Here is a 25035-nt window from a genome sequence, read left to right on the forward strand (position 1 = left end):
TTGCACAAATTATGGGCGATTGTGCGCGATCCGCGCAAGAATCGTATGCAATCTTTTTTGGCTTCGTGTCCACTTTGCCTCTCGTGCGCAGGCGACGAGTTGCGCTAGAAAGAGGCTGGGAACCATCATCGCCATGAACATTGCCGATCAGATCCATTCCGCCGACAGCGCCAACCAGGATCGCGCCCAGGCGATTCGCGACAATCTGCGGGACGCCATCGTTGACCGTCGGCTGACGCCCGGCACCAAGCTGTCGGAAGGCGAGGTCGGCACGCTGTTCGACGTCTCGCGCACGGTCGCGCGCGCGGCGCTGCAGATGCTGTCCTTCGAGGGGCTGGTGCGTACCGAGCGCAACCGTGGCGCCTTCGTCGCCAACCCTACGCCCGAGGAAGCGCGCCAGGTGTTCGCATCGCGCCGGCTGATCGAGCCGGGCATCGCCATTGCCGCCTGCGGGCGGGTCACAGCCACCGATATCGCTGCGTTCCGCGCGCAGCTCGACGAGGAAGGCCGCTTCATCGCCGAGCGCGGCCCAACCGCGCGGCGCTCCGAAATCAAGGCATCAGGCGATTTCCACCTGCTGCTCGCCTCCGTCGCCGGCAATGCCATCCTGCAGCGCTTCATGGAGGAGCTGGTGGCGCGTTCGTCGCTGGTGATCGCCCTTTACGGACGATCCGGCGTGTCGGCCTGCGGACACAGTGAGCACACGGAAATGGTCGGCGCGCTGGAAAGCGGCGATTGCGGGTTGGTGAGCCGGCTGATGCTGCACCATATCGACCACATCGAGGCGGATCTCGACCTGCGGGTCAGGGCCGGCCCGGCGCTCCGCGAAGCGCTGAATTTCTGAACGCTAGTTTTCGTCGTCCGTGGGAGCGGGCGCTGCCTGTCCGGCGGCCTTGCGGCGCAGCATCTTGGTCAGCTTCCAGACCGTCGGGTTGTTCTTGATGAAGGCTTTCGCCCGTGCGCCCTGCCGCAGCGCCGACGCCAGGGCGCGTCCCTTCAGCGTCAGGGGCGCCAGCACCTCGAAATGCTGGGTCTCGATATCGCACCAGAGCCGCTTGTAGGGCTCGTCGCCGACCGAGAAATCATAGACATCGAAGCCTGTTTGGCAGGCTTCCTCGATGATGTCGAAGAAAAGGAAATCGCCGGGGCTGGTGTGGCCGAGATCGTCCTCGGCGATGGCGCCGAATTCGCAGATCAGGCGTTTGCCCGAGCGGCTCGAGCCGGTGATTGCGCGCAGCTTGCCGGCCACTTCGAGCCCATGCAGCACAAAGGCCGGTTTCTCCTCGGCCAGCGCGCCGGCGAAGAGGGCACGGAAGAAAGCCCGCACCTCCGGCTCGCCGAAGACATTGGCGATGCCCATCTTGGCGAAGCGGAACTCCTTCATCTCGAAGAAAGCGTCGAGCAGCCGGTTCACGTCTTCGGGTGTCTGCGCCTCGATGCGGCGATGAACGCCGACCGCCTCGAACTTGCGTGTCTGCGAACGGTGCTTCTTGCGCTTGCGCTTGCCGCCCACACGCGACAGCAGCGCATCGAAACCACCGTCGAGATTGACGGCGAGCGACAGGTTTGGGCTCGGAAAGTTGGAGAACGCCGCCAGCGGATTGGCAACGCCATCGAGGTCGGGCAGAAGCCTTTCCAAGGCAACGAGATCGATGTCGGGACGCGCCTTGCCGATCGCCGTCACCAGCCTGCGGATCCCCCCGGCATCGGCCTTTGCCAGCCATGCCGGATCGGCGGCGGCGAAATTGCCGTTGGCATGGCGCCCGCCCATGAAGCGGGCGACGCGGAATGGACCAGTTCGCGTGATTTCCAGTGCCAGTGCAAAGACCGGCCTGTCCTCGATTGTCAGCGTGGCAATGACGGCATCGGGATTGGCCTGCGCCGTCCAGGCACGAACCCAGGCCGCGCTTTGCGCCGGCGCAAACAGCGCCGAACGGCAGAATTCGCCGTAAGAGGCGAGCGCGGCAGCATCTGCGATCGACACCGACAGACTGGTCTGGTCGGCAGCCGGCGCACGCGCAGACGCCTTGCTTGCGGCGAGCCGATTGCCGTCAAATGACGCGGTGGCGTCAACCATACCTCAATCCTTAAGGCGTATTCGTCGCGATCAGGAGTTCGCGTCGGCGCGTTCCGTGCTTGGATCGAGCCTAGGCGCAAAAGGTGAATGAATGATCGACGGTGGTGAGGCAGTTCGGAAACTGGCGCTTAATATCGCCCGCTTTACCGGCCTTGCACCGCTGGCCAAGCCGTTCGTCGGCGGCATTGGCGCAATCCTCATGTTGCATCGGGTCACCGCCACGCCGGAGAAGCCGGACGGCGTCAACCGCCACCTCAACATCGCCCCGCGATTCCTCGACGCTCTCGTCGCCGACATGAAGGCGAGGGGCTATGCCTTCGTCACCCTCGACGAGGCGATCGAGCGCATCAAGGCCGGCGGCAAGGACGGCCAGTTCGCCACCATCACCGCCGACGACGCCTATCGCGACAACATGACCGAAGCGCTGCCAGTGCTGGAAAAGCACGACGCGCCGATCACCATCTATGTCGCGCCGGGTCTGATCGACGGCAGCGCCGATTTATGGTGGGACGTGGTCGAGGATATCGTCAACGCGCGGGAGCGTTTGACGCTGGCGACGCCGAAGGGGCCGGTGACCATCGACTGCTCGACCCACGGCAAGAAACTCCACGCCAATGCGCGTCTGCATGCCTATCTGACGCTCGAGGTGCGCGAGGAGGATCAGCGCGCTGTGCTGCGCGATCTGGCGCGCTCGAACGGCATCGACCTCGATGGCTTGCGCCCAAGCACGCTGATGACTTGGGACGATATCCGCGCCGTGGCCGGGCACAGGCTGGTGACGATCGGCGCGCATACGGTCAACCACCGCAATCTGAAGCGGCTCGACGAAGGCGATGCGCGCCATGAGATCGTCGACGTCAGGCGCCAACTGCAGGCGCAGCTCGGCGAAGACCCCCGTCATCTCGCTTACCCCTATGGTTACGCCAGCGCTGTCGGCTGCCGCGAAGTGGGCTTTGCCCGCGACGCCGGCTTCGCCTCGGCGGTGACCACTCGCCACGGCGTGCTGCACGCCGAGCACGCCGGCTTCCTGCACGCGCTGCCGCGCATTTCGATCAACGGCCGCTACCAGAGCGTCGCCCATATCCGCACCATGTTGTCGGGCTTAACGACGCCGCTGGCCAATGCCGGCAAAATGGTGGTCACCATCTAACCTGGGGCGGGCTCTTCAGCCTTTCGGCGGCGGCTCCAGGATCAGCCATTTGATGATGCCCATCGCAGGCAGCACCCAGAACAGGCCGCTGAACAGGAAGAACAGGAAGTGCACCAGCGGGCTGGATTGCGACAGCTGCGCGACCGCTATGATCGACGCGACCAGCGCATAGATGATGACCAGCGCCACCAGCAGGAAAGTTCCGATCAGCTTTTTCAGGCGGATGGGCATGAGCGTTCTCGTTGATCGCCTCCGCTTAGGCCCAACCGCGCGCCTGTGCAACCCGGGAGATGCGGCGCGACGGCGTGCCGCGCCGTCCGGTCTTGTCAGCCGGGTTGCGATGGTTCACCAATCCGCCACGTCAACCTGCCGGGACCAACCATGGCCGCCATATCAGCCGCCGCGCCTTACATTGACCGCGATCGCGACTTGAAAAATCGGGCGCTGGTGCGCGGCTGGCTGTATGTCGTGCTTCTGGTGCTGTTTGCGCTGGTGCTGGTCGGCGGCGCCACCAGGCTCACCAATTCCGGCCTGTCGATCACCGAGTGGAAGCCGATCCACGGTGTGATACCGCCGCTCAATGACGCGGAGTGGCAGGAGGAATTCCAGCTTTATCAAAAGATTCCGCAATATGCCGAGCTCAACAAGGGCATGAGCCTGGACGCCTTCAAATCGATCTTCTGGTGGGAATGGGCGCACCGCATCCTGGCGCGCAGTGTCGGCCTGGTCTTCGGCCTGCCGTTGCTGGTCTTGTGGGCGACGCGCCGCATCGAGCGCGGCCTTGGGCCAAAGCTGGTCGGTATTCTGCTGCTTGGTGGCCTGCAAGGCGCCATCGGCTGGTGGATGGTGGCCTCCGGCCTGGTCGACCGCGTCTCCGTCAGCCAGTACCGGCTGGCGACGCATTTGACGCTTGCCGCCCTGATCTTCACTGCCACCATGGTGGTCGCGCGCGGGCTGGCGCCGCATTCGGAGCCTGCCGCCGGCCGGTCGACGCAAAGACTGGCCGGTTTCATCGTGCTGCTGGCGCTGGTCCAGATCTATCTCGGCGGGCTGGTCGCAGGGCTCGACGCCGGCCTGAGCTACAACACCTGGCCGCTGATGGACGGCAAGATCATCCCCGGCGAGCTGCTGCTGCTCGAACCGGCCTGGCGCAATTTCTTCGAGAACCCGAAGACGGTGCAGTTCGTCCACCGGCTCGGCGCCTATACGGTCTTTGCCATCGCGCTCTGGCATATGATAGCGACGCGCCGGCGGCTGCCGGGCACGACACACGCACGCCGCGCAACGCTGCTGTTTCTGCTGGTGCTGGTGCAGGCCTCGATCGGCATCGGCACGCTGCTGATGCAGGTGCCGCTGCACATGGCGCTGACCCATCAGGCCTTCGCGCTGGTCCTGCTGGGATTTGCCGCCGCCCACTGGCGCGGCAACAAGGGCGCCTATCCACTGCCAACGCGGCCGCCCATGAACGCAGGTACATCGTCTACGGTGTCTTGGCCGTCGCAATAATCTATTTCGCGAACGAACTGCCTCGCTACGTCTAAAGCGCGAGGCTGCGCCGGTCAGAAGCTGAGCCGCACCTTTCGGATCACTCCCGCAACCGACAGCTCGCGGTTCTCGTCGACCGCATTCTCGTCCTCATGATGCCATGCGGCCGACAGGCAGCCATAGGCGATGGCATGGTCGAGAATGGCAGCCGGCGTCTGGCCGAGTGTCCTGGCGAAGATCTCAGCCATATGCGCGATGCGCTCGGGATCGAGGCAGAGGTCGTCGCGCCCCAGTGGGTTGTAGAACAGATTGGCGGCGTCGAAGCCGGGATCGCCGAGCACGCCCTTCGGGTCGATCGCCAGCCAGCCGCGCGCACCGTGCAAAATGTTGTCGTGATGCAGGTCGCCATGCAGCGGCTTGACCGCATGCGGGGCATCGAGCAGCCGGTCCGCGATTTCGGCGGCCTCGATATAGAGGCTGTGCTCTCCGGCGTCGCGATCGGCTCCGGCCTTTTTGAACAGGCTGGCAAACCGTGTCCGCAGCGGCTGCAGGTCCGGCGGGGCAGGGTGTCTTGAGGGCGAGAACAGTCTCCCCATCAACTCGGCCGCGATTGCGGTCGCGGCGTTGTCGCCTTCTTTGGCCAGAACGTCGGAAAGCAGGGTGTCGCCGGCATATTCGAGCAGCATGCGGTGGCCGTCCCGGCCAAGCAGCCGCACCGCGCCTTCGCCGCGCCGCCATGCGAGATAGTGCTCGCCGCGCAACTCGTCCTCGACATCGTCGAATGGTTTGAGCGCCTTGACGATGGCCGGCGAGCCGTCCTCACGCCGCACCTTCCAGATGCGGCTCGAAAACGTCTCCGCAATGAGCTCGGGCGCGCTGATCTTCCAGCGCTTTGGAAATGCAGGCGCGTCCATTCAGAGCGTGATGCCGAAAAGTGTTAAGCGGTTTTCGGGCAACATGCTCTCTCCAACTGAATTAAAGGCCGAGCATCAGATCCATGTTCTGAACGGCAGCACCCGAGGCGCCCTTTCCGAGATTGTCATAGACCGCAATCAGCAGCGCCTGCGCCCTGTCGTCATTGGCAAAGACATAGACCTTCATGCGGTTGGTGCCGTTATAGACCTCGGGATTGATCTCGGGCAGGCGCTCCACGTGCTCGTAAGGAGCTACCTCGACCACGCCGCCCTTGATGGCGGCAAAATGGTCGGCGATTGCCGCGTGCAGTTCGGCGCCGACCGGCACATGGTCGAGCCCGCCGAGCTGCAGCGGCACCACTGTGATCATGCCTTGGGCGAAATTGCCGACCGCCGGCTGCATGATCGGATCGTGCGACAGCTTCGCATAGGTGCGCAGCTCCGGCACATGCTTGTGCTGCAGGGTCAGCCCATAGACCTGGAATTCAGAGGCATCCTCGCCCTTGGCGACATAGTCCTCGATCATCGGCCGGCCGCCGCCCGAATAGCCCGAAATGCCATTGACGGTGATCGGGAAATCCGCCGGCAGCAGGCCGGCGGCGACCAGCGGCCGCAGTGTCGCGATCGGTCCTTGCGGCCAGCAGCCGGGATTGGCGACGCGTTTTGCATTGGCGATGATCTTGGCCTGGCCCTTTTCCATCTCGGCAAAGCCATATTCCCAGCCCTCGGCTACGCGATGCGCCGTGGAGGCGTCGATCACCTTGGTGGTGTCGTTGGCAATCAGCGATACGCTTTCCTTGGCAGCCGCATCCGGCAGGCACAGGATGGCGACATCGGCTGCATTGAGGAACTCGGCGCGCGCCGCCGTTTCCTTGCGGCGCTCGGCCGGGATCGAGATGATCTCGAGGTCGCCGCGCTCGGCCAGCAGCGCCCGGATCTGCAGGCCGGTGGTGCCGTGTTCGCCATCGATGAAGATTTTCGGTTTCATGTGCCCGTCAATTCCCTGCTAATTCAGGCCTATATGCCCTGGCCATGGTTTGCCGCGCCATGGTTGCCGCTGTTCAGCTCTTCCGCCCGCGCTTTTCGCTCGGCCACCAGGCCGAGATAGTGCATGGCCACCATCGAGCCGGCGATCGCCGTTATATCGGCGTGATCATAGGCCGGCGCAACCTCGACGACGTCGGCGCCGACAATATCGACTTGGCCGAGCTGGCGCAGCGTCGACAGGATTTTCGCCGAGGACGGTCCGCCGGCAACCGGCGTGCCGGTGCCGGGCGCAAAGGCCGGGTCGAGGCAGTCGATGTCGAAGGTGAGATAGGTCTTCCTGCCGCCGGTGCGGTCGACGATCGCATAGGCGATGTCGGAAGCCCGCATCTCCTCGATCTCGTGACCGTAAAGGATCTTGATGCCGAACGTATCGGGGGCATGCGTGCGGATGCCGATCTGGATCGAACGATCAGGATCGATGATGCCCTCATTGACGGCGCGCCCGACGAACGAACCGTGGTCGATGCGCTTGCCATCGTCAGGCCAGGTGTCCTGATGCGCGTCGAACTGCACCAGCGCCAGCGGCCCATGGATGGCGGCATGCGCCTTGAGCAGCGGCCAGGTGACGAAATGGTCGCCGCCGAGCGACAACAGGAAGGCACCCGATTTCAGGATCTTCGCCGCCTCGCGCTCGATCGTGCCTGGTGTCTTCTGGTGATTGCCCGAATCGAGCAGGCAATCGCCATAGTCGATGACGGCGAGATGCTCGAACAGGTCGCGCGAGAACGGATATTGCGGGTCGTTGTCGAGGATCGCCGAGGCGCGGCGGATCGCCTGCGGCCCGAAGCGCGCGCCCGGCCGGTTGGTGACGGCGGCATCGAACGGAATGCCCCACACGACGGCGTCCGCGCCCTTTGCATCCTTGGTGTATTTGCGCCGCATGAACGAGAGCGCGCCGGCATAGGTCGGCTCGAAGGAAGGCCCCGTCTTGGAGCGGGCGGTGAACGCGTTGTCGATGGTCTGGTTCGCCATTACGGGTCCTTCTTTGTTCATCGGGCTGCCACAACTACAGAACCGGCACGCAAGATGCCAGTCACAGCTTGGCGAAGGACTTGTATCGCCAAGGTGCAAGGCCCGGCGGCTTCCTCTCCGGCGGCTGCGGCGATGAACTGGCGGTGCAGGCCGGCATGCCGGCCGAGACCACGGTTTCTGGGCCGAACGCGGCGCCACCATCATCCAGACCGACGAACCGAAGGCTGCCATTGGCTGGCTGGGGGCCAACGGGTTTAGGGTGCCTTATGTGGATGAGGCGAAGCCGGCCGAGCCGCGAATACGGCGAGTATCAATTAGTAATCGTACGTCGGCGCCATCACCCCACCCGGCGCTGCGCGCCGACCTCCCCATCGAGGGGAGGTAGGGCGTTGGCGCTTTAGATTCCGACAGTCGTAGCGATTGCGAGGCATGCAAGGCTGCCGCGACCTCCTACCTCCCCTCGATGGGGAGGTCGCGCCGAAGGCGCGGGTGGGGTGACAGCGCCGCCCGCAAAATCTTCACGCCGCTTTCGCCACCCCATCCAATTCCCTTAGCACATCGGCCGACAGCTCCAGTTCCGCCGCCGCCAGGTTCTCTCTCAAATGCCCGATCGACGACGTCCCCGGGATCAGCAGGATGTTCGGCGAGCGGCGCAGCAGCCAGGCGAGCGCAACCTGCAAGGGTGTGGCGCCGAGCCGCGCGGCCACATCCGACAAGGTCGACGACTGCAGCGGGCTGAAACCGCCGAGCGGGAAGAACGGCGTGTAGGCGATACCGGCGCGCGCCAGTTCATCGATCAACCCGTCGTCGTCGCGATGCGCCAGATTGTACTGGTTCTGCACGCAGACGATCTCGGCGATCCCACGGCCTTCCTCGACCTGCGCTGGGGTGACGTTGCTCAGGCCGATATGGCGCACCAGACCCTTGCGCTGCAGTTCGGCAAGCGCGGTCAACTGCGGCTCGATCGAGCCCTCGGCGGGACCCATCACCCCGAACATGATGCGCAGATTGACGACATCCAGCACCTCAAGACCGAGATTCCTGAGATTATCGTGCACGGCCTGCTCAAGTTCCTTGGCGGAATAGGCAGGCAGCCATGAGCCGTCGCTGCCGCGCCGCGCCCCGATCTTTGTGACGATGACGAGGTCTTGCGGATAGGGCGCCAGCGCTTCGCGGATCAGCTGGTTGGTGACATGCGGGCCATAATAGTCGCTGGTGTCGATGTGGTTGACCCCGGAGGCCACCGCTTCGCGCAGCACTGCAATGGCCGCGTCATGATTCTTCGGCGGACCGAAAACGTGCGGGCCGGCAAGTTGCATGGCGCCGTAGCCGAGCCGTTTCACGGTGTGGCTGCCGAGGGTGAATGTGCCGGATTTTTGGATGGTGGACATGGTCGGTCTCCTTTGAGGAGGCGAAGATAGACGCTGCTCAACCTCGGGATAATAAGGTACAATCCGTACAGCTTGTGCGGAATGGCGAACAATGATGGACCTTGGCGATCTGAACGCTTTCGTGACGGTGGCGCGTGCCGGCGGCTTTCGCGAAGGGGCTCGCGCCGGCGGCGGCAGCGCGTCGGGCCTGAGCGAAGCGGTGCGCCGCCTGGAGACGCAGCTCGGCGTCAGGCTGTTCAACCGCACGACACGCAGCGTCGTTCCGACCGACGCAGGTCTCAGCCTGCTCGGACGGCTTGGCCCGGCGCTGTCGGAGGTGGAGGCGGCCCTCGACGTGGTCAATGGCTTTCGCGACAGGCCGGCTGGTTCGCTGCGCCTCAACGTCCCGGTCAGCGCCGCGCGGCTGATATTGCCCGACATCGTTCCGGGCTTCCTCGCCGCCTATCCCGGCATTCGGCTGGAGGTCATCGCCGATGAGAACTTCGTCGACGTGCTGGCGGCGGGCTGCGACGCCGGCATCCGCTATGACGAGCGACTGGAGCAGGACATGATCGCGGTGCCGATCGGACCGCGCGTCCAGCGCTTCGCCACTGGCGCCAGCCCCGCCTATCTCGAGCGCCATGGGCGGCCGCAGCACCCGAGCGACCTGCTTGGCCATGCTTGTCTGCGCGGTCGTTTTGCCAGCGGTGCGATGCTGCCGTGGGAATTCGAGCGCGACGGCGAGGTGGTGCGTGTCGACACGACGGGGCCGTTGATCGTGCGGATCGGCGGGGCGAGCGATCTTGCCGTCCATGCGGCCATTGCCGGCAGCGGCATCGTCGCTCTCTTCGAGGGCTGGCTTCGCCCTCACTTCGAAAGCGGCGCCCTGGAGCCCGTGCTCGAACCGTGGTGGCAGAGTTTTCCCGGACCATTTCTGTACTATCCCGGACGGCGTCTGGTTCCAGCGCCGCTACGGGCGTTTATCGATTACATCAAGGCCGGCAAGTTCTGAGACTTGAACCGAGGCCGGCGCCATCACCCCACCCGGCGCTTCGCGCCGACCTCCCCATCGAGGGGAGGTAGGGTGCCGCGTTTTTATGGTCGAACTGGTTTGCTAGCCGCTGGACCATCGTGGATTGTCCGGGCGGCAAAACTGCCGCGACCTCCTACCTCCCCTCGATGGGGAGGTCGGCGCGAAGCGCCGGGTGGGGTGACTGCCGAGACCCAAAAGAAAAGGCCGCCCGGAGGCGGCCTTTCGATGTCTGGAACGTCGCAGCGCTTAGCGCTTCGAGAACTGGAAGGAACGACGGGCCTTCGCCTTGCCGTACTTCTTGCGCTCGACGACGCGGCTGTCGCGGGTCAGGAAGCCGCCCTTCTTGAGCACGGCGCGCAGTGCCGGCTCATAGTAGGTCAGCGCCTTGGAGATGCCGTGACGAACGGCACCGGCCTGGCCGGACAGGCCGCCGCCGATGACGGTGGCGACGATGTCGTACTGGCCGGCGCGGTTGGAAGCGATGATCGGCTGGTTGAGGATCATCTGCAGGACCGGACGCGCGAAATAGGTCGCGAATTCCTTGTCGTTGACGACGATCTTGCCCGAACCCGGCTTCACCCAGACGCGGGCGATGGCGTTCTTGCGCTTGCCGGTGGCATAGGCGCGGCCCGACTTGTCGAGCTTCTGGACATGGACGGGTGCTGCCGGCTGGGTGTTGGTGTTGCCGGTGGCGGCGCCCAATTCTGCGAGCGAGGAAAGCTCAGCCATCTTATGCAACCTTCTTGTTCTTGGCGTTCAGCGCGCCGACGTCGAGGGTGACGGGCTGCTGGGCGACATGCGGATGTTCCGTGCCTGCATAGACGCGGAGGTTCTTCATCTGACGACGGCCGAGCGGCCCGCGCGGGATCATGCGTTCGACGGCCTTCTCGACGACACGCTCGGGGAAACGGCCCTCGAGCAGCTGGCGCGCGGTGCGCTCCTTGATGCCGCCGGGGTGACCGGTGTGCCAGTAATAGACCTTGTCGGTGAACTTCTTGCCGGTGAACACCACCTTGTCGGCATTGATGACGATGACGTTATCGCCGTCGTCGACATGCGGGGTGAAGGTGGGCTTGTGCTTGCCGCGAAGATGATTGGCGATGACAGTGGCGAGACGGCCGACGACGAGACCCTCGGCGTCGATCAGCACCCACTTCTTCACCACATCCGCAGGCTTCTGCGAAAAGGTTGCCATGGATTTTCTGCTTTCGATTTTGACCTTCCGAAGAAGGCGTTTCTTGTTGCTTGGATTGGCGACAAGGCACTTGCCCGCCGCCAATAACAAAACGGCGGCCTTTGCGGGCCGCTGCTTCGTGACGGCTTATAGGCGAGGGGGTGGTGCACGTCAAGGCGCGGGAAAAGCACGTCTGCTCGTAAAGTGTAATAAAAACAAAGGGTTGATCAAAAGGTATTATTTTACCACATCGGCGGCGCGCTTCGGCGGGATCGAATAGGTGCCGGTCGCATGCGCTACCGTGTGTCCCTTCGGTCCGGCGACGATGTCGATATCGAACACCATCAGGCTCTTGCCCAGCTTCAGGATGCGGCAATGGCCGTCGATCGGCCCGGCTTCGGCCTTGCGGACAAAATTGATGTTGAGGTTGACGGTAACCGAAAGCGCATCCGGCCCGGCATGGCTGAGCACGCAGACATAGCCGCCAATGTCGGCCAGCGTGAACAGCGAGGGCCCGGACACCGTGCCGCCGGGACGCAAATGCCGTTCGCTGGCGTTGAGCCGCACCGTGCAGCCGCCGGGAAACACATCGAGCGCCTCATACGACGTGAACTCGTCGTTGAGCTGGGGGTAGACGCTGGCCATCAGCGCATTGACTTCAGCCGCCGTCAGCACCGGCTTGAGATTGTCCTGGGCGGGCATGTCGGTCTCTCGTTCTATGCCGGGCCTGTATGAACGCAATGATGCGCTTCTGGCAACACCTCTGGCGCAAGCGATGGGTGTTGATGAAACTCGATCCGATATTAGATAGTCTGGCGGCGCCCGGCGGAATCGCGGAGACCCTTGTCATGGCCGAAATCCTTTCGATCAAACCTGTTGCCATAGACGGGCCGGTCATCGCCGGGCTGGACAAGGGCGTGCTGCGCCTGACGCTCGCCAATCCGCCCGCCAATGCCTTGTCGCTTTCCGTCATGGCGGCATTGAGCGCCGAGCTCGACCGTGCCAAGGCCAACAAATCGGTCCGCGTCATCGTCTTGGCGGCCGCCGGGAAAGTCTTCTGCGCCGGTCACGATCTCAAGGAAATGACCGCGCGCCGCGCCGACGCCGACAAGGGCAAGGGGTTTTTCGAGCAGACATTTTCGGCTTGCGCGGCGTTGATGCAGCAGATCGTGCGCCATCCGCTCCCGATCATCGCCGAAGTCGATGGCCTAGCCACCGCTGCGGGGCTGCAACTGGTTTGCAGTTGCGACCTCGCCATTGCCTCGCATGAAGCGACCTTCTGCACGCCGGGCGTCAATATCGGCCTGTTTTGTTCGACGCCGATGGTGGCGCTGTCACGCAACGTGTCTCACAAGCACGCCATGGAAATGCTGCTCACCGGCGAGACCATCGATGCCGCAACCGCCAAGGAATTCGGCCTGGTCAACCGCGTCGTGCCGCGCGAATACCTGAATCAGATCGTCACCAAATACGCGCAAACCATTGCCTCCAAATCATCTCTGGTGGTCAAGACCGGCAAGGAAGGCTTTTACGCGCAGGCCGAGATGGGATTGGCGGACGCGTATGCCTATACCGGCCGCGTCATGGTCGAGAACATGCTGGCCCGCGACGCCGAGGAAGGCATCGGCGCCTTCATCGGCAAGCGCAAACCGGAATGGACGGACGAATAGGTTTTCGATCCATGGAACCGCGCATCTCCATCATCACCATCGCCACCGACGATCTCGAGCGCGCCGTGCGCTTTTACGAAGGCATGGGCTTGAAGCGCCACGCCGGCATCACCGATGGCGTCGCCTTCTTCCAGATGGGCGGCGCCATTCTCGGCCTGTTCCCGAGGCCAAGCGCCGAGGAGGATTCAGGCATTGCCTTCGCCGCAGCACCGTCGGCGGTCTACCTCGCCTACAACACCCGCTCCGATGCCGAAGTCGACGACGTGCTGGCGGCCGCCGAGAAGGCCGGCGGCAGGATCGTCAAGCCGGCAGGCCGCGCCTTCTGGGCCGGCTGGTATGGATATTTCGCCGATGCCGACGGCCATGTCTGGGAAGTCGCACACAATCCGGCCTTCCCGATCGCGGATGACGGCACCATCTCGCTGCCGGACTGAGCGTCCGCATGGGCTATCGCAAGCAACTGACCCGGCTTAAGGCGCCTTATCTCAAACGCATCCTGATTGACCCCGAGCGCGTGGAAGATTGGGACAAGTATCCCTGGAACCTGCCTCTGTTCCGCGGCCGCGAATTCGAGCTCGAATTCACCACGCCGATCACCATCATTGTCGGCGAAAACGGCACCGGCAAATCGACGCTGCTGGAAGCGATCGGCGCGCTGGCCGGTTACGACGAAGCCGGCGGCGGCAAGGGCTACATGCCCGTCGACCACTCCGGCGCCATCGACGAGAGTGGTGCAGCGCTTGCCGACACGTTGCGCGGCCACTGGCTGCCGAAGGTCACAGCGGGTTGGTTCTTCCGCGCCGAATCTTTTTACTCGGTTGCCCGCTATCTCGATCAGGCGGCGCTGGAATCTGGCGGGGCGCCGCCGGATTTCCTGTCCTGGTCGCATGGTGAAGGGTTCATCCGCTTCTTCGAGGAGCGCTGCCGCCGGCAAGGTATCTACATCCTCGACGAGCCCGAAAGCGCGCTGTCGCCATCGCGGCAGATCGAGCTGCTGAAGATGCTGCGGCGCATGGACCGGTCCGGCACGGCTCAAGTGATCATGGCGACGCACTCGCCGCTGCTGATGGCCTGTCCGGGCGCGCGGCTGTTCCGCATCAGCCGCTTCGGCCTCGACCCCACAGATTTCACCGATACCGATCATTTTCGCATGATGCGCGACTTCTGCACGGACCCGCAGTCCTTTATGGAGGAAGCACTGAGGGAGACCGACGAGTGAATCACGATAGCTACGACAATGCCTATATCGGCGGCATCCTCAATTCTGTGAAGACCATCGCCATGGTCGGCGCGTCGGCCAACGATGTCAGGCCGAGCTTTTTCGTGCTGAAATACCTGCTGGCCAAGGGCTTTTCGGTGTTTCCGATCAATCCGGGGCAGGCCGGCAAGGAAATCCTCGGCCGCATGACCTATGCCAGCCTTGCCGATCTGCCTGAACCGGTCGACATGGTCGACATCTTTCGCGCCTCCGCAGCGGTGCCCGGCATTGTCGATGAGGTGCTGAAGCTCGACCCCTTGCCGAAAGTCGTCTGGATGCAGCTTGGCGTGCGCGATGACGAGGCGGCCGCGCGTGCCGAGGCGGCCGGTATAAAGGTGGTGATGAACCGCTGCCCGAAGATCGAATATGGCAAGCTGTCGGGCGAGATCGGCTGGACCGGCGTCAACTCCGGTGTGCTTTCGTCGAAGAAGCCGCTGATGCGGTCGGGATTCCAGAGTTTCGGTGTGCGCCAGAAGTAAGGCAGTGAATGGTGAATGGTGAATAGAAGGATTTTCCTGGAAGCCGGGTAAAGCCGCATATGAGCGGCTTGCAATCAAGGTGGGACTGGCCGACTTTGCGACCACCATTCATCGCTCACCATTGACCATTTCATCATTCACACGTTTACCGCTCAGGGAGGTTTTCGATGACCCGCACGCCCGGTTTCAACACGCTCGCCGTCCATGCCGGCGCCAAGCCCGACCCGGCGACGGGCGCACGCGCCACGCCGATCTACCAGACGACCTCCTTTGTGTTCGACGATGCCGACCATGCCGCCTCGCTGTTCGGGCTGAAGGCCTTCGGCAACATCTACACCCGCATCATGAACCCGACCCAGGCGGTGCTGGAAGAGCGGATCGCGGCGCTCGAAGGCGGCACGGCTGCACTTGCCGTTGCTTCCGGCCATGCCGCACAGGTGATCGTGTTCCACAATCTCATGCGGCCTGGCGATAATTTCGTCGCCGCCACAAGGCTTTACGGTGGTTCGATCAATCAGTTCGGCCATGCCTTCAAGAATTTCGGCTGGGAGGTGCGTTGGGCCGACACCAACGACGTCTCCACCTTCGAAAGCCAGATAGACGACAAGACCAAGGCGATCTTCATCGAGAGCCTGGCCAATCCCGGCGGCACCTTCGTCGACATAGAGAAAATCGGCGACATCGCCCGCAAGCACGGCTTGCCGCTCATCGTCGACAACACGCTGGCCTCGCCCTATCTGGTGCGGCCGATCGAGCATGGCGCCGACATCGTCGTCCATTCGCTGACCAAGTTCATCGGCGGCCACGGCAATTCGATCGGCGGCGCCATCGTCGATGGCGGCACGTTCGACTGGTCGAAATCCGGCAAATATCCGATGCTGTCGGAGCCGCGCCCCGAATATGGCGGCCTTGTCCTGCACGAAACCTTCGGCAATTTCGCTTTCGCCATCGCCGCGCGCGTGCTTGGCCTGCGTGACATCGGCCCGGCGATTTCGCCGTTCAATGCCTTCCTGATCCTGACCGGGCTGGAGACCTTGCCACTCAGGATGCAGCGCCATTGCGACAATGCGATCACCGTAGCCGGCTGGCTGTCCAACCACCCCAAGGTCGCCTGGGTCAACTATCCCGGCCTGCCCAGCGACAAGAACAACGCGCTGCAGAAGAAATACTCGCCGCAAGGCGCCGGTGCTGTCTTCACCTTCGGCCTGAAGGGCGGCTACGACGCAGGCATCAAGTTCGTCGAGGCGCTCGAACTGTTCTCGCACCTCGCCAATGTCGGCGATACCAAGTCGCTGGTCATCCATCCGGCCTCGACCACGCATCGCCAGCTTTCCGACGAGCAGAAGGTCAAGGCGGGTGCCGGACCGGACACGGTCCGGCTTTCCGTCGGCATCGAGGATGTCAACGACATCGTCGCCGATCTGGAACAGGCTTTGACCAAGGTTTGAATTTTTTTAGTGAGTAGTGAGTAGTGAGTAGTGAGTAGTGAGTAGTGAGTAGTGAGTAGTGAGTAGTGAGTAGTGAGTAGTGAGTAGTAGTCGGTATTCACTAGTTAGCAGTGATTAGTGATCAGCCACCCGCTCGAGGGAGCGCTTTCCGCTCACTACTCACTACTCACTACTCACTAGTCACTACTCTGCACTACTCACTAGTCACTAATCTGTTGGAGGCAAACCCTGTCCGCGCATTACTTGGCAATATCGACCGACAGCGTCGACGCCGAACATGGCGCCCCGGCGCCGGATCGTCTGATTGCGGGCGATCCGAAGTTCCGCACCTGGAATGTCGAGGAGCGCGATGGCCGCCTCTATGCCGGCATCTGGGAAGCGACGCCGGGCAAATGGCGCATCGAATATGACGAATGGGAGTTCTGCCACATCCTGTCCGGCGTCTCGGTGGTTGCCGAGGATGGCGGCGAGGCGCGCACGGTCCGGGCCGGCGACAGCTTCGTGCTCAGGCCAGGCTTCAGGGGCAGCTGGGAAGTGCTTGAAACGACCCGCAAGGAGTATGTGGTCAAGCTCTGATCTCGCGGCGCGCTTGGACTTCACAAAAGCCGATCGATGTCAGTGTCGGAAAAGCCGTATCCGCTCATCATCTCCCTGTGCCAGGGACTGCCAAGCAAATCACTGAGGCATAAGTCGACGCGCTGGAGCAGGGTGGCACTGCCTTTGGCGAGAGCGAAAGCGCCGGGCGCTGGCTGTTTTTCGACTGCCGGGACGTCGACGACGTCGAGAGGCGCGTCGGGTCGCCGGCTCAGATAGCCGCGATGCGCGAGCGCTACACTCGCATAGGCATGCACCACGCCGGCCGCGACGGCGTTAGCTGCTTCGGCCTGGGTGGCAAATATCCTTAGCCGTTCGGGCTGAATAGCGTTTTGCAGGGCCGTCCGGTGCTGGATCTGGCCCGATATGACGCCGATCAGCGCCGTCCGATCATTGGCGACGGACCGATAGCCATCAAAGGCGCGGGGATTGTCTTTCGCGACCAGCAATCCATCCGCCAGCATCCAGATCGGCCTTGTGAAGTCGACCAGCTTCCGGCGGTCTTCGGAAATGAACAGGCCGGTGGTCATGTCCCACCCCTTCGGCAAGCCCAGGCAGCAGCTCGGCAAACTCGGTCTCGATGGGCAAAAGTTCCAGCCCGAGCGTCAGGCAGACCCTCTTGGCCAGTTGGGCATCGCTGCCGCCCAGACGTCCCGATCCGTCGATAAAGCAGAAGGGGTGGTTCCTGTAGAAAGGCGAATCTCATTTTCTCGGGCATGCGTCGGCTCCGCCGTCCTCACAAGCTCACAGTGAGCTTTTCCAGCCCATGGAAATGATAGGTGTCGCGGAAGCGCGGCTGCTCCGCAAGATGGAGTTGCGGCTGCCGCTCGAACAGGGTTTTCAGCGACACCTGCAACTCCAGCCGCGCCAGCGGCGCACCGATGCAGAAATGGATACCGGCGCCGAACGAGACATTCTTCTGGTCTAGTCGGCCGGGCCGGAAGGCGCCAGGTTCGGCAAAGGCAAGCGGATCATGATTGGCCATGCCGAGCAGCAGGCCGATCGTCTCGCCCGGTTGTACGACAACCCCCGATGTCACCTCGACCTCCTGATAGGCGTAGCGGGTGAACATGTGCAGCGGCGCGTCGAAGCGCAGGCACTCCTCGACCGTTGCAGCGGTTGCTTCCGGCGAGGTGAAAAAACGGCCGGGGTCGCCGCCTTGCGCCAGCAACGTGCGCACGGCGTTGCCGGTTTGATGGACGGTCGCCTCGTGGCCGGCATTGAGCAACAGGATGGCGGACGAGACCAACTCGTTTTCCGACAGCTTCTGGCCATCCTCCTGCGCCGCGATCAGCAGCGACAGCAGGTCGTCGCCAGGCTTCTTGCGCCGCTCGGTGACATAGCCGCGCAAAAAGTCGGAAAAATCGTGCGCGGCGCGATTGGCCGCTTCCTCGGTCTCGCGCGTCCGGCCATGCATGTACATGGCCACCATCCGGTGCGACCAGTCGAGCAGTTGCGGCCCCATTTCGACCGGCACACCGAGCATTTCGGCAATGATGGTGATCGGCAAAGGTGCGGCGAAGCTGGGCAATAGATCGACCTGGCGCGGTTCGAAACGGTCGATCAGCTCATTGGCCAGCGCCTCCACGCGCGGCCGCAGCCGCTCGACCTGGCGCGAGACGAAGGCGCGGTTGACCAGGGTTCTGAGCCTGGTGTGCACCGGCGGCTCCAGCTCCAGCATCGAATTGCTCTCGATGCCGTCGAAAGCGGCCAAATGCGAGCGATCCTCGCCGATGCCGCGGCTGTCGGGAATGCCGGCCGGGTTCTGGCGACCGAAGCGGCGGTCGCGCAACAGCCGGTTGACGTCGTCGAAGCCGCCAAAGCACCAAAAGCCGAATTCCTCCCAGAAGAAGGCATTCGATGCGCCATGCAGGACGGCATAGGCGTCGTAGGGGTTCTGGAAAAACGCCGGTTCGTGCGGATCGAGCCGCAGGCGGCGCGTGGCTGGATCAAAGGCGAGGTAGGGCGGCATGGATGTGGTCATGCCAGACCATTACCGCGGCTTGCCGGCTTGGTGCCAGACCGGATGTTGGCACCCGACGGCCCTATGGATTGAGCCAACCGAGGCGGACCTCGGCGAAGTACCGAAGTCTAATCCTCGCAATGCCTGGCAATATGCACGCGGCGCCAGCTGGTCGAGCCTTCCTGCACCACCACCCGGCGCGCCATCCTCTGGTATGACGGCGCTATCTGGGTGACGTGCCGCCGCTCGGGCCGCACCAGCACTTCATGGGCGACGCTCTCATATTCGGCCGGCAGCACAACCCGGCGGGTGCGCTCCGGTTCAACCACCACTGTTTCGGCCACACGCGCGTAGCGGGCCTTGCGCCACACCTTGCACAGCACCTTGCGGCCGTGGATGACGCGCCATTCCCAGGCATAGCCGCCATCGTCGACCTGGACCGTGCGGTAAACGGTGCGGGTTCTCGCCGGTACGATGTCATAGGTGACTCGGGGCGGCGCGATCTGCTCGACGCGCTCCATGGTGCCATAGATCGGCGGATCATAGTCGACCAACTGCCCGCCGGGACTGACCATGACGTCTTCATAGACGGTGTCATAGAGCGCCGGCCTGTGCACCGGCTCATAGCATTCGGCGGCCCGGCCGCCGGCAACCGCATCGGACACCATGCCGAGACCGGCAAGGCCGGAGATGGCGAGGCAAGCAGTTTTCCTGATCATGGCACTCCCCCTGTTTGAACCCGAAACGTGAGGTTCAATGTTGAATTGTAGGGGAAGGTTCTCCGGGGGAAAGCGGTTTCGCCGCATTTCGTTAAGCGACGCGGTTAAGGAATTGCTACACCGCAAAAACGCCGCTGGCCGCGTTCGGACTTTCCCTTGCGCGGAAACCTTGATTCGACTTAACCAGATGGCTAGGAGGAGGCGGCCTTGCGCTAGGGTGAGCCGGCATCCTATTTACATTCTAACCATCAAGAACCGATTCTGCCCGATGTTCCGGCGCCGGAATCCCCATCTCCAAAAAGGGTAGTCCATGAAGAACCCCGTCGAAACCTACATGAACCTCGTTCCGATGGTGGTCGAGCAGACCAATCGCGGCGAGCGGGCCTACGACATTTTCTCGCGCCTGCTGAAAGAGCGCATCATTTTCATCACCGGCCCGGTCGAAGACGGTATGGCGACGCTGGTTTGTGCACAGCTTTTGTTCCTCGAGGCCGAGAACCCGAAGAAAGAGATCAATCTCTACATCAACTCGCCGGGCGGCGTGGTGACCTCGGGCATGGCGATCTACGACACCATGCAGTTCATCAAGCCGGCGGTGTCGACGCTGTGCATCGGCCAGGCGGCGTCGATGGGCTCGCTGCTTCTGACCGCCGGCCACAAGGACATGCGTTTTGCCACGCCGAACGCCCGTATCATGGTTCACCAGCCTTCCGGCGGTTTCCAGGGCCAGGCCTCCGACATCGAGCGGCACGCGCAGGACATCATCAAGCTGAAGCGCCGCCTCAACGAGGTCTACGTCAAACACACCGGCAAGAGCTACGAAGACATTGAAAAGACGCTTGACCGCGACCATTTCATGACAGCCGACGAAGCCAAGGATTTCGGCCTCATCGACAAGGTCATTTCGTCGCGCGAGCCGGTCGAAGGCGCTGCGGCATAATCGCTGCATGGCAGTTGGGTGGCGGGATAACGCGCTTTTGCTGGGATTTGCGGCATTTCGGCCACAATTGGCTGTTCCCTCGGTGGATGGGATTGCCTACGTTAAGGCTATGTTGATTTTCGACGGCTTAGCTTTGTGCAGGGTTGGCGCGAATCATTGCGACGTTTTCTGATTTGTGTTTCGTACGGAATGCGTTGCGGGAGCCGGGACACTGGCGGCGGCGAATTCCCGCGATAGATAGAATATGCGCCCTTTCAGCCAGACCATCGGCGGGCGGCCATGAAAGGACAGGAAAATGAGCAAAGTCGGCAACAACAGCGGTGATTCGAAGAACACGCTTTATTGCTCGTTTTGCGGCAAAAGCCAGCACGAGGTGCGCAAGCTGATCGCCGGCCCAACGGTGTTCATCTGCGACGAGTGCGTCGAGCTATGCATGGACATCATCCGCGAGGAGAACAAGACCTCGATGGTGAAGTCGCGCGAGGGCGTGCCGACCCCGCAGGAGATCCTGAAGGTTCTTGACGACTATGTCATCGGCCAGCCCTACGCCAAGCGCGTGCTGTCGGTGGCGGTCCACAACCACTACAAGCGCCTCGCGCATGCCGGCAAGAACAACGACGTCGAATTGGCGAAGTCCAACATCCTGCTGATCGGCCCGACCGGCTGCGGCAAGACGCTGCTTGCCCAGACGCTGGCCCGCATCATCGACGTGCCCTTCACCATGGCCGACGCGACGACGCTGACCGAAGCCGGTTACGTCGGCGAGGACGTCGAAAACATCATCCTGAAGCTGCTGCAGTCGGCCGACTACAATGTCGAGCGCGCCCAGCGCGGCATCGTCTACATCGATGAAATCGACAAGATCTCGCGCAAGTCCGACAACCCATCGATCACCCGCGACGTGTCGGGCGAGGGCGTGCAGCAGGCGCTTCTGAAGATCATGGAAGGCACCGTTGCCTCCGTGCCGCCGCAGGGCGGCCGCAAGCATCCGCAGCAGGAGTTCCTGCAGGTCGACACCGCCAACATCCTGTTCATCTGCGGCGGCGCCTTCGCCGGGCTGGACAAGATCATCTCGGATCGCGGCAGGAAGACTTCCATCGGCTTCGGCGCCATCGTCGCTTCGCCCGAGGATCGCCGCACCGGTGACGTGTTCCGCCTGGTCGAGCCCGAGGATCTCTTGAAGTTCGGCCTCATCCCCGAGTTTGTCGGCCGTCTGCCGGTCCTGGCGACGCTGGAAGACCTCGACGAGCCGGCTCTGATCCAGATCCTGACCGAGCCGAAAAACGCGCTGGTCAAGCAGTATCAGCGGCTGTTCGAGATGGAAAGTGTCGACCTGACCTTCCATGAGAATGCGCTGTCGGCGATCGCCAAGCGCGCCATCGAGCGCAAGACCGGCGCCCGTGGCCTCCGCTCGATCATGGAAGCGATCCTGCTCGACACCATGTTCGAACTGCCCGCCCTGGAAGGCGTGCGCGAAGTGGTGATTTCGGAAGAAGTGGTGACCGGCAGCGCCCGGCCGCTCTACATCTATTCCGAGCAGAAGGAAAAGAAGGGCAACGTCAGCGCCTGATCTGGCATCTGGCCTAACCTTTTTATGGAACGGCGCCCGCGGGGCGCCGTTTTGCTGTGGTGAGGTACCGATCCTTGTGACGGAGTGGATGAACGAACGTGTCGACCCTTGATCTTTGCCCCTCGTGCATCCAACTAACATCGGAAGGCCGTGGTGCCGAATTCTGTGCTGTAAAACTCCCGTCACAAACGGTGGTAGGCGGAACGATCCTCGGTCGTTAATATGAGATTCGCGGTTGGCTCGATTAGCGGCCGCGACATGAAAGGTTGGACAATGGCCAAAATATCCAAGGCTCCCAGCGACGGCGTCTTCGCAGTCCTCCCACTGCGCGACATCGTGGTGTTCCCGCACATGATCGTTCCGCTCTTTGTCGGGCGTGAAAAATCGATCAAGGCGCTGGAAGAGGTTATGGGTCAGGAAAAGCAGATCCTGCTTGCCACCCAGATGAATGCCGCCGATGACGATCCCGAGCCCGATGCGATCTTCGACATCGGCACGCTCGCCAATGTGCTGCAATTGCTGAAGCTGCCCGACGGCACCGTCAAGGTGCTGGTCGAAGGCGCGTCGCGTGCCAAGATCGTCTCGTTCACCGACCGTCCGGACTTCCACGAAGCTACCGCCACGGCGCTGGTCGAGCCGGAGGAGGAAGAGGTCGAGGTCGAGGCGCTCGCCCGTTCGGTCGTCACCGACTTCGAAAACTACGTCAAGCTGAACAAGAAGATCTCGCCTGAAGTGGTGGGCGCCGCCAGCCAGATCGACGACTATTCCAAGCTCGCCGATACGGTTGCTTCGCACCTCGCCATCAAGATCCCCGAGAAGCAGGAGATGCTGGCCACGCTGTCCGTCAAGGAACGGCTGGAAAAGGCGATGGGCTTCATGGAAGCCGAAATCTCCGTCCTGCAGGTGGAGAAGCGCATCCGCTCGCGCGTCAAGCGCCAGATGGAGAAGACGCAGCGCGAATATTACCTCAACGAGCAGATGAAGGCGATCCAGAAGGAGCTCGGCGAAGGCGAGGACGGCCGCGACGAGGCCGCCGAGATCGAGGCGCGCATCAAGAAGACCAAGCTCTCCAAGGAGGCCCGCGAAAAGGCGGAAGCCGAGTTGAAGAAGCTGCGGACGATGTCGCCGATGTCGGCGGAATCGACCGTCGTGCGCAACTACCTCGACTGGATCCTGTCGATCCCGTGGGGCAAGAACTCCAAGGTCAAGCAGGACCTGGCGTTTGCGCAGAACGTGCTCGACACCGATCATTTCGGCCTCGACAAGGTCAAGGACCGCATCGTCGAGTATCTCGCCGTGCAAAGCCGCCAGAAGAAGCTGAAGGGGCCGATCCTGTGCCTCGTCGGCCCTCCCGGCGTCGGCAAGACCTCGCTCGGCAAGTCGATCGCCAAGGCGACCGGCCGCGAGTTCATCCGCATGGCGCTTGGCGGCGTGCGTGACGAGGCCGAGATCCGTGGCCACCGCCGCACCTATATCGGCTCGATGCCCGGCAAGGTCATCCAGTCGATGAAGAAGGCCAAGAAGTCCAACCCGCTCTTCCTGCTCGACGAGATCGACAAGATGGGCCAGGACTTCCGTGGCGATCCGTCATCGGCTTTGCTCGAGGTGCTCGATCCCGAGCAGAACTCGACGTTCATGGACCATTACCTCGAGGTCGAATACGACCTATCGAGCGTGATGTTCGTGACGACGGCGAACACACTGAACATCCCTGCGCCCCTGATGGACCGCATGGAGATCATCCGTATCGCCGGCTACACCGAGGACGAGAAGATCGAGATCGCCAAGCGTCACCTGATGCCCAAGGTGATCCGCGATCATGCCCTGCAGCCGAAGGAATTCTCCGTCGGCGAGGACGCGATCCGCGGCATTATCCAGACCTACACCCGTGAAGCGGGCGTCAGAAGCCTGGAGCGCGAGCTGATGAAGCTCGGGCGCAAGGCGGTGACCGAGATCCTGAAGACGAAGAAGAAGACGGTGAGCATCACGGCGGCGAACCTCGCCGATTACCTCGGTGTTCCGCGCTTCCGCTTCGGCCAGGTCGAGGCTGACGATCAGGTCGGTGTCGTCACCGGTCTTGCCTGGACGGAAGTCGGCGGCGAGCTGCTGACGGTCGAAGGCGTCATGATGCCCGGCAAGGGCCGCATGACGGTGACCGGCAATCTGCGCGACGTGATGAAGGAATCGATCTCGGCGGCGGCCTCTTATGTCCGCTCGCGGGCCATCGATTTCGGCATCGAGCCGCCGCTGTTCGACAAGCGTGACATCCACGTCCACTTGCCCGAAGGCGCCACGCCGAAGGACGGTCCGTCTGCAGGTGCTGCCATGGCGACAGCCATCGTGTCTGTCATGACTGGTATTCCGGTCCGGGCCGATGTGGCGATGACTGGCGAGATAACGCTTCGCGGCCGCATCTTGCCGATCGGCGGCCTCAAGGAGAAGCTGCTCGCCGCATTGCGCGGCGGCATCAAGAAGGTGCTGATCCCGGAAGACAACGCCAAGGATCTGGCGGAGATACCGGACAATGTGAAGAACGGTATGGAGATCATTCCGGTCTCACGTGTCGGCGAGGTTCTAAGGCACGCGTTGGTGCGCATGCCGGAGCCGATCGAGTGGGTCGAGCCGGTCAATCCGCCGGCTTCCACCGATACCGTTGACGATGCTGGAAAGTCGCTTGCACATTAGAAACTACTAAAGTTGCAGTGCACAAAGAGAGAGCCGGGCCTTGAGCCCGGCTTTTTCATGTGAAAAACCCACCTTTTCCGGGCTTTTTTCAACTTATTTCCGGCTTTTTGACTTGGGTTTGCGAGCGCTTCTTTCTAAAGTCCCTCTCCTGCCGGATGAGTCGAAAGTTCCGGTTTTCTCATGGAAGGGAATTTTTATGAACAAGAACGAACTGGTTTCCGCTGTCGCTGAATCCGCGAGCATTTCGAAGGGTGACGCACAGTCGGCGGTTGAGGCGGTGTTCTCCGTCATCACTGGCGAACTGAAGAAGGGCGGCGATGTACGGCTCGTCGGCTTCGGAAATTTCACCGTCTCCAAGCGTGCGGCATCGACTGGCCGCAACCCGCAGACTGGCGCGGAAGTGAAGATTCCGGCGCGTACCGTGCCGAAGTTCTCGGCCGGCAAAGGCCTCAAGGACGCGGTCAACTAAAAATTTTTTCAGAGAATG

Annotated in this window: 26 protein-coding genes and 1 pseudogene; 15 read left to right on the forward strand and 12 right to left on the reverse strand. The window is 62.6% G+C overall.

Annotation, left to right across the window (positions count from 1 at the left end):
* Nucleotides 1-133 precede the first annotated feature (133 nt).
* A complete protein-coding gene (locus tag AC3EMP_RS17700; RefSeq protein WP_023697427.1) occupies nucleotides 134-844 on the forward strand; it encodes a GntR family transcriptional regulator in 711 nt (236 codons plus the stop codon).
* 3 nt (nucleotides 845-847) lie between these two features.
* Here the strand turns inward: AC3EMP_RS17700 and AC3EMP_RS17705 are convergent, their stop codons facing one another.
* Entirely contained in the window at nucleotides 848-2077 is a 1230-nt protein-coding gene (locus AC3EMP_RS17705; protein ID WP_352712394.1) for a GNAT family N-acetyltransferase, read from the reverse strand.
* Between the two features lie 91 nt (nucleotides 2078-2168).
* Here AC3EMP_RS17705 and AC3EMP_RS17710 point away from each other — a divergent pair, with 91 nt between their 5' ends.
* Nucleotides 2169-3227 carry a polysaccharide deacetylase family protein gene (locus tag AC3EMP_RS17710; protein WP_023834213.1) on the forward strand — a complete coding sequence of 353 codons (1059 nt, stop codon included), beginning with the start codon at nucleotides 2169-2171 and terminating at the stop codon, nucleotides 3225-3227.
* Between the two features lie 15 nt (nucleotides 3228-3242).
* Here AC3EMP_RS17710 and AC3EMP_RS17715 read toward each other — a convergent pair whose 3' ends face one another.
* On the reverse strand, nucleotides 3243-3458 hold the full coding sequence (locus AC3EMP_RS17715) for a DUF2842 domain-containing protein (RefSeq protein WP_023669401.1): 216 nt from the start codon (nucleotides 3456-3458) through the stop codon (nucleotides 3243-3245).
* Nucleotides 3459-3608: 150 nt separating this feature from the next.
* Between AC3EMP_RS17715 and AC3EMP_RS17720 the strand changes: the two genes are divergently transcribed.
* On the forward strand, nucleotides 3609-4733 hold the full coding sequence (locus AC3EMP_RS17720; RefSeq protein ID WP_023669402.1) for a COX15/CtaA family protein: 1125 nt from the start codon (nucleotides 3609-3611) through the stop codon (nucleotides 4731-4733).
* A gap of 53 nt (nucleotides 4734-4786) precedes the next feature.
* Here the strand turns inward: AC3EMP_RS17720 and AC3EMP_RS17725 are convergent, their stop codons facing one another.
* The 3 genes from AC3EMP_RS17725 to speB form a co-directional block, all read right to left on the reverse strand.
* A complete protein-coding gene (locus tag AC3EMP_RS17725) occupies nucleotides 4787-5626 on the reverse strand; it encodes an aminoglycoside phosphotransferase family protein (protein WP_023669403.1) in 840 nt (279 codons plus the stop codon).
* A 61-nt stretch (nucleotides 5627-5687) separates the two neighbouring features.
* Nucleotides 5688-6614, reverse strand: coding sequence for an N-acetyl-gamma-glutamyl-phosphate reductase (gene argC / locus AC3EMP_RS17730; protein WP_023700521.1), 927 nt, complete (start codon nucleotides 6612-6614; stop codon nucleotides 5688-5690).
* 29 nt (nucleotides 6615-6643) lie between these two features.
* Entirely contained in the window at nucleotides 6644-7645 is a 1002-nt protein-coding gene (gene speB / locus AC3EMP_RS17735; RefSeq protein WP_023669405.1) for an agmatinase, read from the reverse strand.
* A gap of 98 nt (nucleotides 7646-7743) precedes the next feature.
* On the opposite strand from speB, the pseudogene AC3EMP_RS17740 reads away from it, so the two are divergent.
* Nucleotides 7744-7963 (forward strand): annotated as a pseudogene (locus AC3EMP_RS17740) (glycerophosphodiester phosphodiesterase family protein); the annotation flags it as partial.
* Between the two features lie 200 nt (nucleotides 7964-8163).
* Here the strand turns inward: AC3EMP_RS17740 and AC3EMP_RS17745 are convergent.
* Nucleotides 8164-9036, reverse strand: coding sequence for an aldo/keto reductase family oxidoreductase (locus AC3EMP_RS17745; protein ID WP_023689475.1), 873 nt, complete (start codon nucleotides 9034-9036; stop codon nucleotides 8164-8166).
* A 91-nt stretch (nucleotides 9037-9127) separates the two neighbouring features.
* Between AC3EMP_RS17745 and AC3EMP_RS17750 the strand changes: the two genes are divergently transcribed.
* Complete coding sequence (locus AC3EMP_RS17750; RefSeq protein ID WP_023693291.1) at nucleotides 9128-10027, forward strand: LysR family transcriptional regulator; 900 nt, start codon at nucleotides 9128-9130, stop codon at nucleotides 10025-10027.
* 267 nt (nucleotides 10028-10294) lie between these two features.
* Here AC3EMP_RS17750 and rpsI read toward each other — a convergent pair whose 3' ends face one another.
* The 3 genes from rpsI to AC3EMP_RS17765 form a co-directional block, all read right to left on the reverse strand.
* Nucleotides 10295-10777 carry a 30S ribosomal protein S9 gene (gene rpsI, locus AC3EMP_RS17755; protein WP_023669408.1) on the reverse strand — a complete coding sequence of 161 codons (483 nt, stop codon included), beginning with the start codon at nucleotides 10775-10777 and terminating at the stop codon, nucleotides 10295-10297.
* Nucleotide 10778: 1 nt separating this feature from the next.
* Nucleotides 10779-11243, reverse strand: a complete 465-nt coding sequence (gene rplM, locus AC3EMP_RS17760; protein WP_023669409.1) for a 50S ribosomal protein L13 — start codon at nucleotides 11241-11243, stop codon at nucleotides 10779-10781.
* A 216-nt stretch (nucleotides 11244-11459) separates the two neighbouring features.
* Nucleotides 11460-11924 (reverse strand): PaaI family thioesterase, encoded by a 465-nt coding sequence (locus AC3EMP_RS17765; protein WP_023693292.1) that lies wholly within the window; start codon nucleotides 11922-11924, stop codon nucleotides 11460-11462.
* A 146-nt stretch (nucleotides 11925-12070) separates the two neighbouring features.
* Between AC3EMP_RS17765 and AC3EMP_RS17770 the strand changes: the two genes are divergently transcribed.
* From AC3EMP_RS17770 to AC3EMP_RS17795, 6 genes are all read left to right on the forward strand, one after another.
* Nucleotides 12071-12892: an enoyl-CoA hydratase gene (locus AC3EMP_RS17770; protein WP_352712397.1), complete on the forward strand. Its 822-nt coding sequence runs from the start codon at nucleotides 12071-12073 to the stop codon at nucleotides 12890-12892.
* An 11-nt stretch (nucleotides 12893-12903) separates the two neighbouring features.
* Nucleotides 12904-13326, forward strand: coding sequence for a VOC family protein (locus AC3EMP_RS17775; RefSeq protein WP_352712399.1), 423 nt, complete (start codon nucleotides 12904-12906; stop codon nucleotides 13324-13326).
* Between the two features lie 8 nt (nucleotides 13327-13334).
* The gene (locus AC3EMP_RS17780; RefSeq protein ID WP_023693294.1) at nucleotides 13335-14111 is read left to right on the forward strand and encodes an AAA family ATPase; all 777 of its coding nucleotides are present in this window, start codon (nucleotides 13335-13337) and stop codon (nucleotides 14109-14111) included.
* Nucleotides 14108-14629 (forward strand): CoA-binding protein, encoded by a 522-nt coding sequence (locus AC3EMP_RS17785; RefSeq protein WP_023669414.1) that lies wholly within the window; start codon nucleotides 14108-14110, stop codon nucleotides 14627-14629. Before AC3EMP_RS17780 ends, AC3EMP_RS17785 begins: the two co-directional genes overlap by 4 nt.
* Before the next feature lie 167 nt (nucleotides 14630-14796).
* Nucleotides 14797-16077, forward strand: a complete 1281-nt coding sequence (locus AC3EMP_RS17790) for an O-acetylhomoserine aminocarboxypropyltransferase (protein WP_023693295.1) — start codon at nucleotides 14797-14799, stop codon at nucleotides 16075-16077.
* A 243-nt stretch (nucleotides 16078-16320) separates the two neighbouring features.
* Nucleotides 16321-16653 (forward strand): cupin domain-containing protein, encoded by a 333-nt coding sequence (locus AC3EMP_RS17795; RefSeq protein WP_373420123.1) that lies wholly within the window; start codon nucleotides 16321-16323, stop codon nucleotides 16651-16653.
* Between the two features lie 20 nt (nucleotides 16654-16673).
* On the opposite strand, the gene AC3EMP_RS17800 is transcribed toward AC3EMP_RS17795, so the two are convergent.
* From AC3EMP_RS17800 to AC3EMP_RS17810, 3 genes are all read right to left on the reverse strand, one after another.
* Nucleotides 16674-17201, reverse strand: coding sequence for a type 2 periplasmic-binding domain-containing protein (locus tag AC3EMP_RS17800; RefSeq protein WP_280790547.1), 528 nt, complete (start codon nucleotides 17199-17201; stop codon nucleotides 16674-16676).
* Nucleotides 17202-17407: 206 nt separating this feature from the next.
* Nucleotides 17408-18655, reverse strand: coding sequence for a cytochrome P450 (locus AC3EMP_RS17805; protein ID WP_352712402.1), 1248 nt, complete (start codon nucleotides 18653-18655; stop codon nucleotides 17408-17410).
* A gap of 107 nt (nucleotides 18656-18762) precedes the next feature.
* The gene (locus AC3EMP_RS17810) at nucleotides 18763-19353 is read right to left on the reverse strand and encodes a hypothetical protein (RefSeq protein ID WP_023689466.1); all 591 of its coding nucleotides are present in this window, start codon (nucleotides 19351-19353) and stop codon (nucleotides 18763-18765) included.
* A 310-nt stretch (nucleotides 19354-19663) separates the two neighbouring features.
* Here AC3EMP_RS17810 and clpP point away from each other — a divergent pair, with 310 nt between their 5' ends.
* The 4 genes from clpP (at nucleotide 19664) to AC3EMP_RS17830 (ending at nucleotide 25017) form a co-directional block, all read left to right on the forward strand.
* Nucleotides 19664-20293, forward strand: coding sequence for an ATP-dependent Clp endopeptidase proteolytic subunit ClpP (gene clpP, locus AC3EMP_RS17815; RefSeq protein ID WP_023682306.1), 630 nt, complete (start codon nucleotides 19664-19666; stop codon nucleotides 20291-20293).
* A 295-nt stretch (nucleotides 20294-20588) separates the two neighbouring features.
* Nucleotides 20589-21863: an ATP-dependent Clp protease ATP-binding subunit ClpX gene (gene clpX / locus AC3EMP_RS17820; RefSeq protein ID WP_023682305.1), complete on the forward strand. Its 1275-nt coding sequence runs from the start codon at nucleotides 20589-20591 to the stop codon at nucleotides 21861-21863.
* Between the two features lie 273 nt (nucleotides 21864-22136).
* Nucleotides 22137-24548, forward strand: coding sequence for an endopeptidase La (lon, locus tag AC3EMP_RS17825; protein ID WP_023682304.1), 2412 nt, complete (start codon nucleotides 22137-22139; stop codon nucleotides 24546-24548).
* A gap of 196 nt (nucleotides 24549-24744) precedes the next feature.
* A complete protein-coding gene (locus AC3EMP_RS17830) occupies nucleotides 24745-25017 on the forward strand; it encodes an HU family DNA-binding protein (protein ID WP_023669423.1) in 273 nt (90 codons plus the stop codon).
* Nucleotides 25018-25035: the final 18 nt, after the last annotated feature.

It is taken from the genome of Mesorhizobium sp. P160219, assembly GCF_057786095.1.

Bases quoted from the DNA above. Each gene is read 5' to 3' on its own strand.
- AC3EMP_RS17700 (WP_023697427.1), top strand. From the start codon at position 134: ATGAACATTGCCGATCAGATCCATTCCGCCGACAGCGCCAACCAGGAT.
- AC3EMP_RS17705 (WP_352712394.1), bottom strand. From the start codon at position 2,077: ATGGTTGACGCCACCGCGTCATTTGACGGCAATCGGCTCGCCGCAAGC.
- AC3EMP_RS17710 (WP_023834213.1), top strand. From the start codon at position 2,169: ATGATCGACGGTGGTGAGGCAGTTCGGAAACTGGCGCTTAATATCGCC.
- AC3EMP_RS17715 (WP_023669401.1), bottom strand. From the start codon at position 3,458: ATGCCCATCCGCCTGAAAAAGCTGATCGGAACTTTCCTGCTGGTGGCG.
- AC3EMP_RS17720 (WP_023669402.1), top strand. From the start codon at position 3,609: ATGGCCGCCATATCAGCCGCCGCGCCTTACATTGACCGCGATCGCGAC.
- AC3EMP_RS17725 (WP_023669403.1), bottom strand. From the start codon at position 5,626: ATGGACGCGCCTGCATTTCCAAAGCGCTGGAAGATCAGCGCGCCCGAG.
- argC (WP_023700521.1), bottom strand. From the start codon at position 6,614: ATGAAACCGAAAATCTTCATCGATGGCGAACACGGCACCACCGGCCTG.
- speB (WP_023669405.1), bottom strand. From the start codon at position 7,645: ATGGCGAACCAGACCATCGACAACGCGTTCACCGCCCGCTCCAAGACG.
- AC3EMP_RS17745 (WP_023689475.1), bottom strand. From the start codon at position 9,036: ATGTCCACCATCCAAAAATCCGGCACATTCACCCTCGGCAGCCACACC.
- AC3EMP_RS17750 (WP_023693291.1), top strand. From the start codon at position 9,128: ATGATGGACCTTGGCGATCTGAACGCTTTCGTGACGGTGGCGCGTGCC.
- rpsI (WP_023669408.1), bottom strand. From the start codon at position 10,777: ATGGCTGAGCTTTCCTCGCTCGCAGAATTGGGCGCCGCCACCGGCAAC.
- rplM (WP_023669409.1), bottom strand. From the start codon at position 11,243: ATGGCAACCTTTTCGCAGAAGCCTGCGGATGTGGTGAAGAAGTGGGTG.
- AC3EMP_RS17765 (WP_023693292.1), bottom strand. From the start codon at position 11,924: ATGCCCGCCCAGGACAATCTCAAGCCGGTGCTGACGGCGGCTGAAGTC.
- AC3EMP_RS17770 (WP_352712397.1), top strand. From the start codon at position 12,071: ATGGCCGAAATCCTTTCGATCAAACCTGTTGCCATAGACGGGCCGGTC.
- AC3EMP_RS17775 (WP_352712399.1), top strand. From the start codon at position 12,904: ATGGAACCGCGCATCTCCATCATCACCATCGCCACCGACGATCTCGAG.
- AC3EMP_RS17780 (WP_023693294.1), top strand. From the start codon at position 13,335: ATGGGCTATCGCAAGCAACTGACCCGGCTTAAGGCGCCTTATCTCAAA.
- AC3EMP_RS17790 (WP_023693295.1), top strand. From the start codon at position 14,797: ATGACCCGCACGCCCGGTTTCAACACGCTCGCCGTCCATGCCGGCGCC.
- AC3EMP_RS17800 (WP_280790547.1), bottom strand. From the start codon at position 17,201: ATGACCACCGGCCTGTTCATTTCCGAAGACCGCCGGAAGCTGGTCGAC.
- AC3EMP_RS17805 (WP_352712402.1), bottom strand. From the start codon at position 18,655: ATGACCACATCCATGCCGCCCTACCTCGCCTTTGATCCAGCCACGCGC.
- AC3EMP_RS17810 (WP_023689466.1), bottom strand. From the start codon at position 19,353: ATGATCAGGAAAACTGCTTGCCTCGCCATCTCCGGCCTTGCCGGTCTC.
- clpP (WP_023682306.1), top strand. From the start codon at position 19,664: ATGAAGAACCCCGTCGAAACCTACATGAACCTCGTTCCGATGGTGGTC.
- clpX (WP_023682305.1), top strand. From the start codon at position 20,589: ATGAGCAAAGTCGGCAACAACAGCGGTGATTCGAAGAACACGCTTTAT.
- lon (WP_023682304.1), top strand. From the start codon at position 22,137: ATGGCCAAAATATCCAAGGCTCCCAGCGACGGCGTCTTCGCAGTCCTC.
- AC3EMP_RS17830 (WP_023669423.1), top strand. From the start codon at position 24,745: ATGAACAAGAACGAACTGGTTTCCGCTGTCGCTGAATCCGCGAGCATT.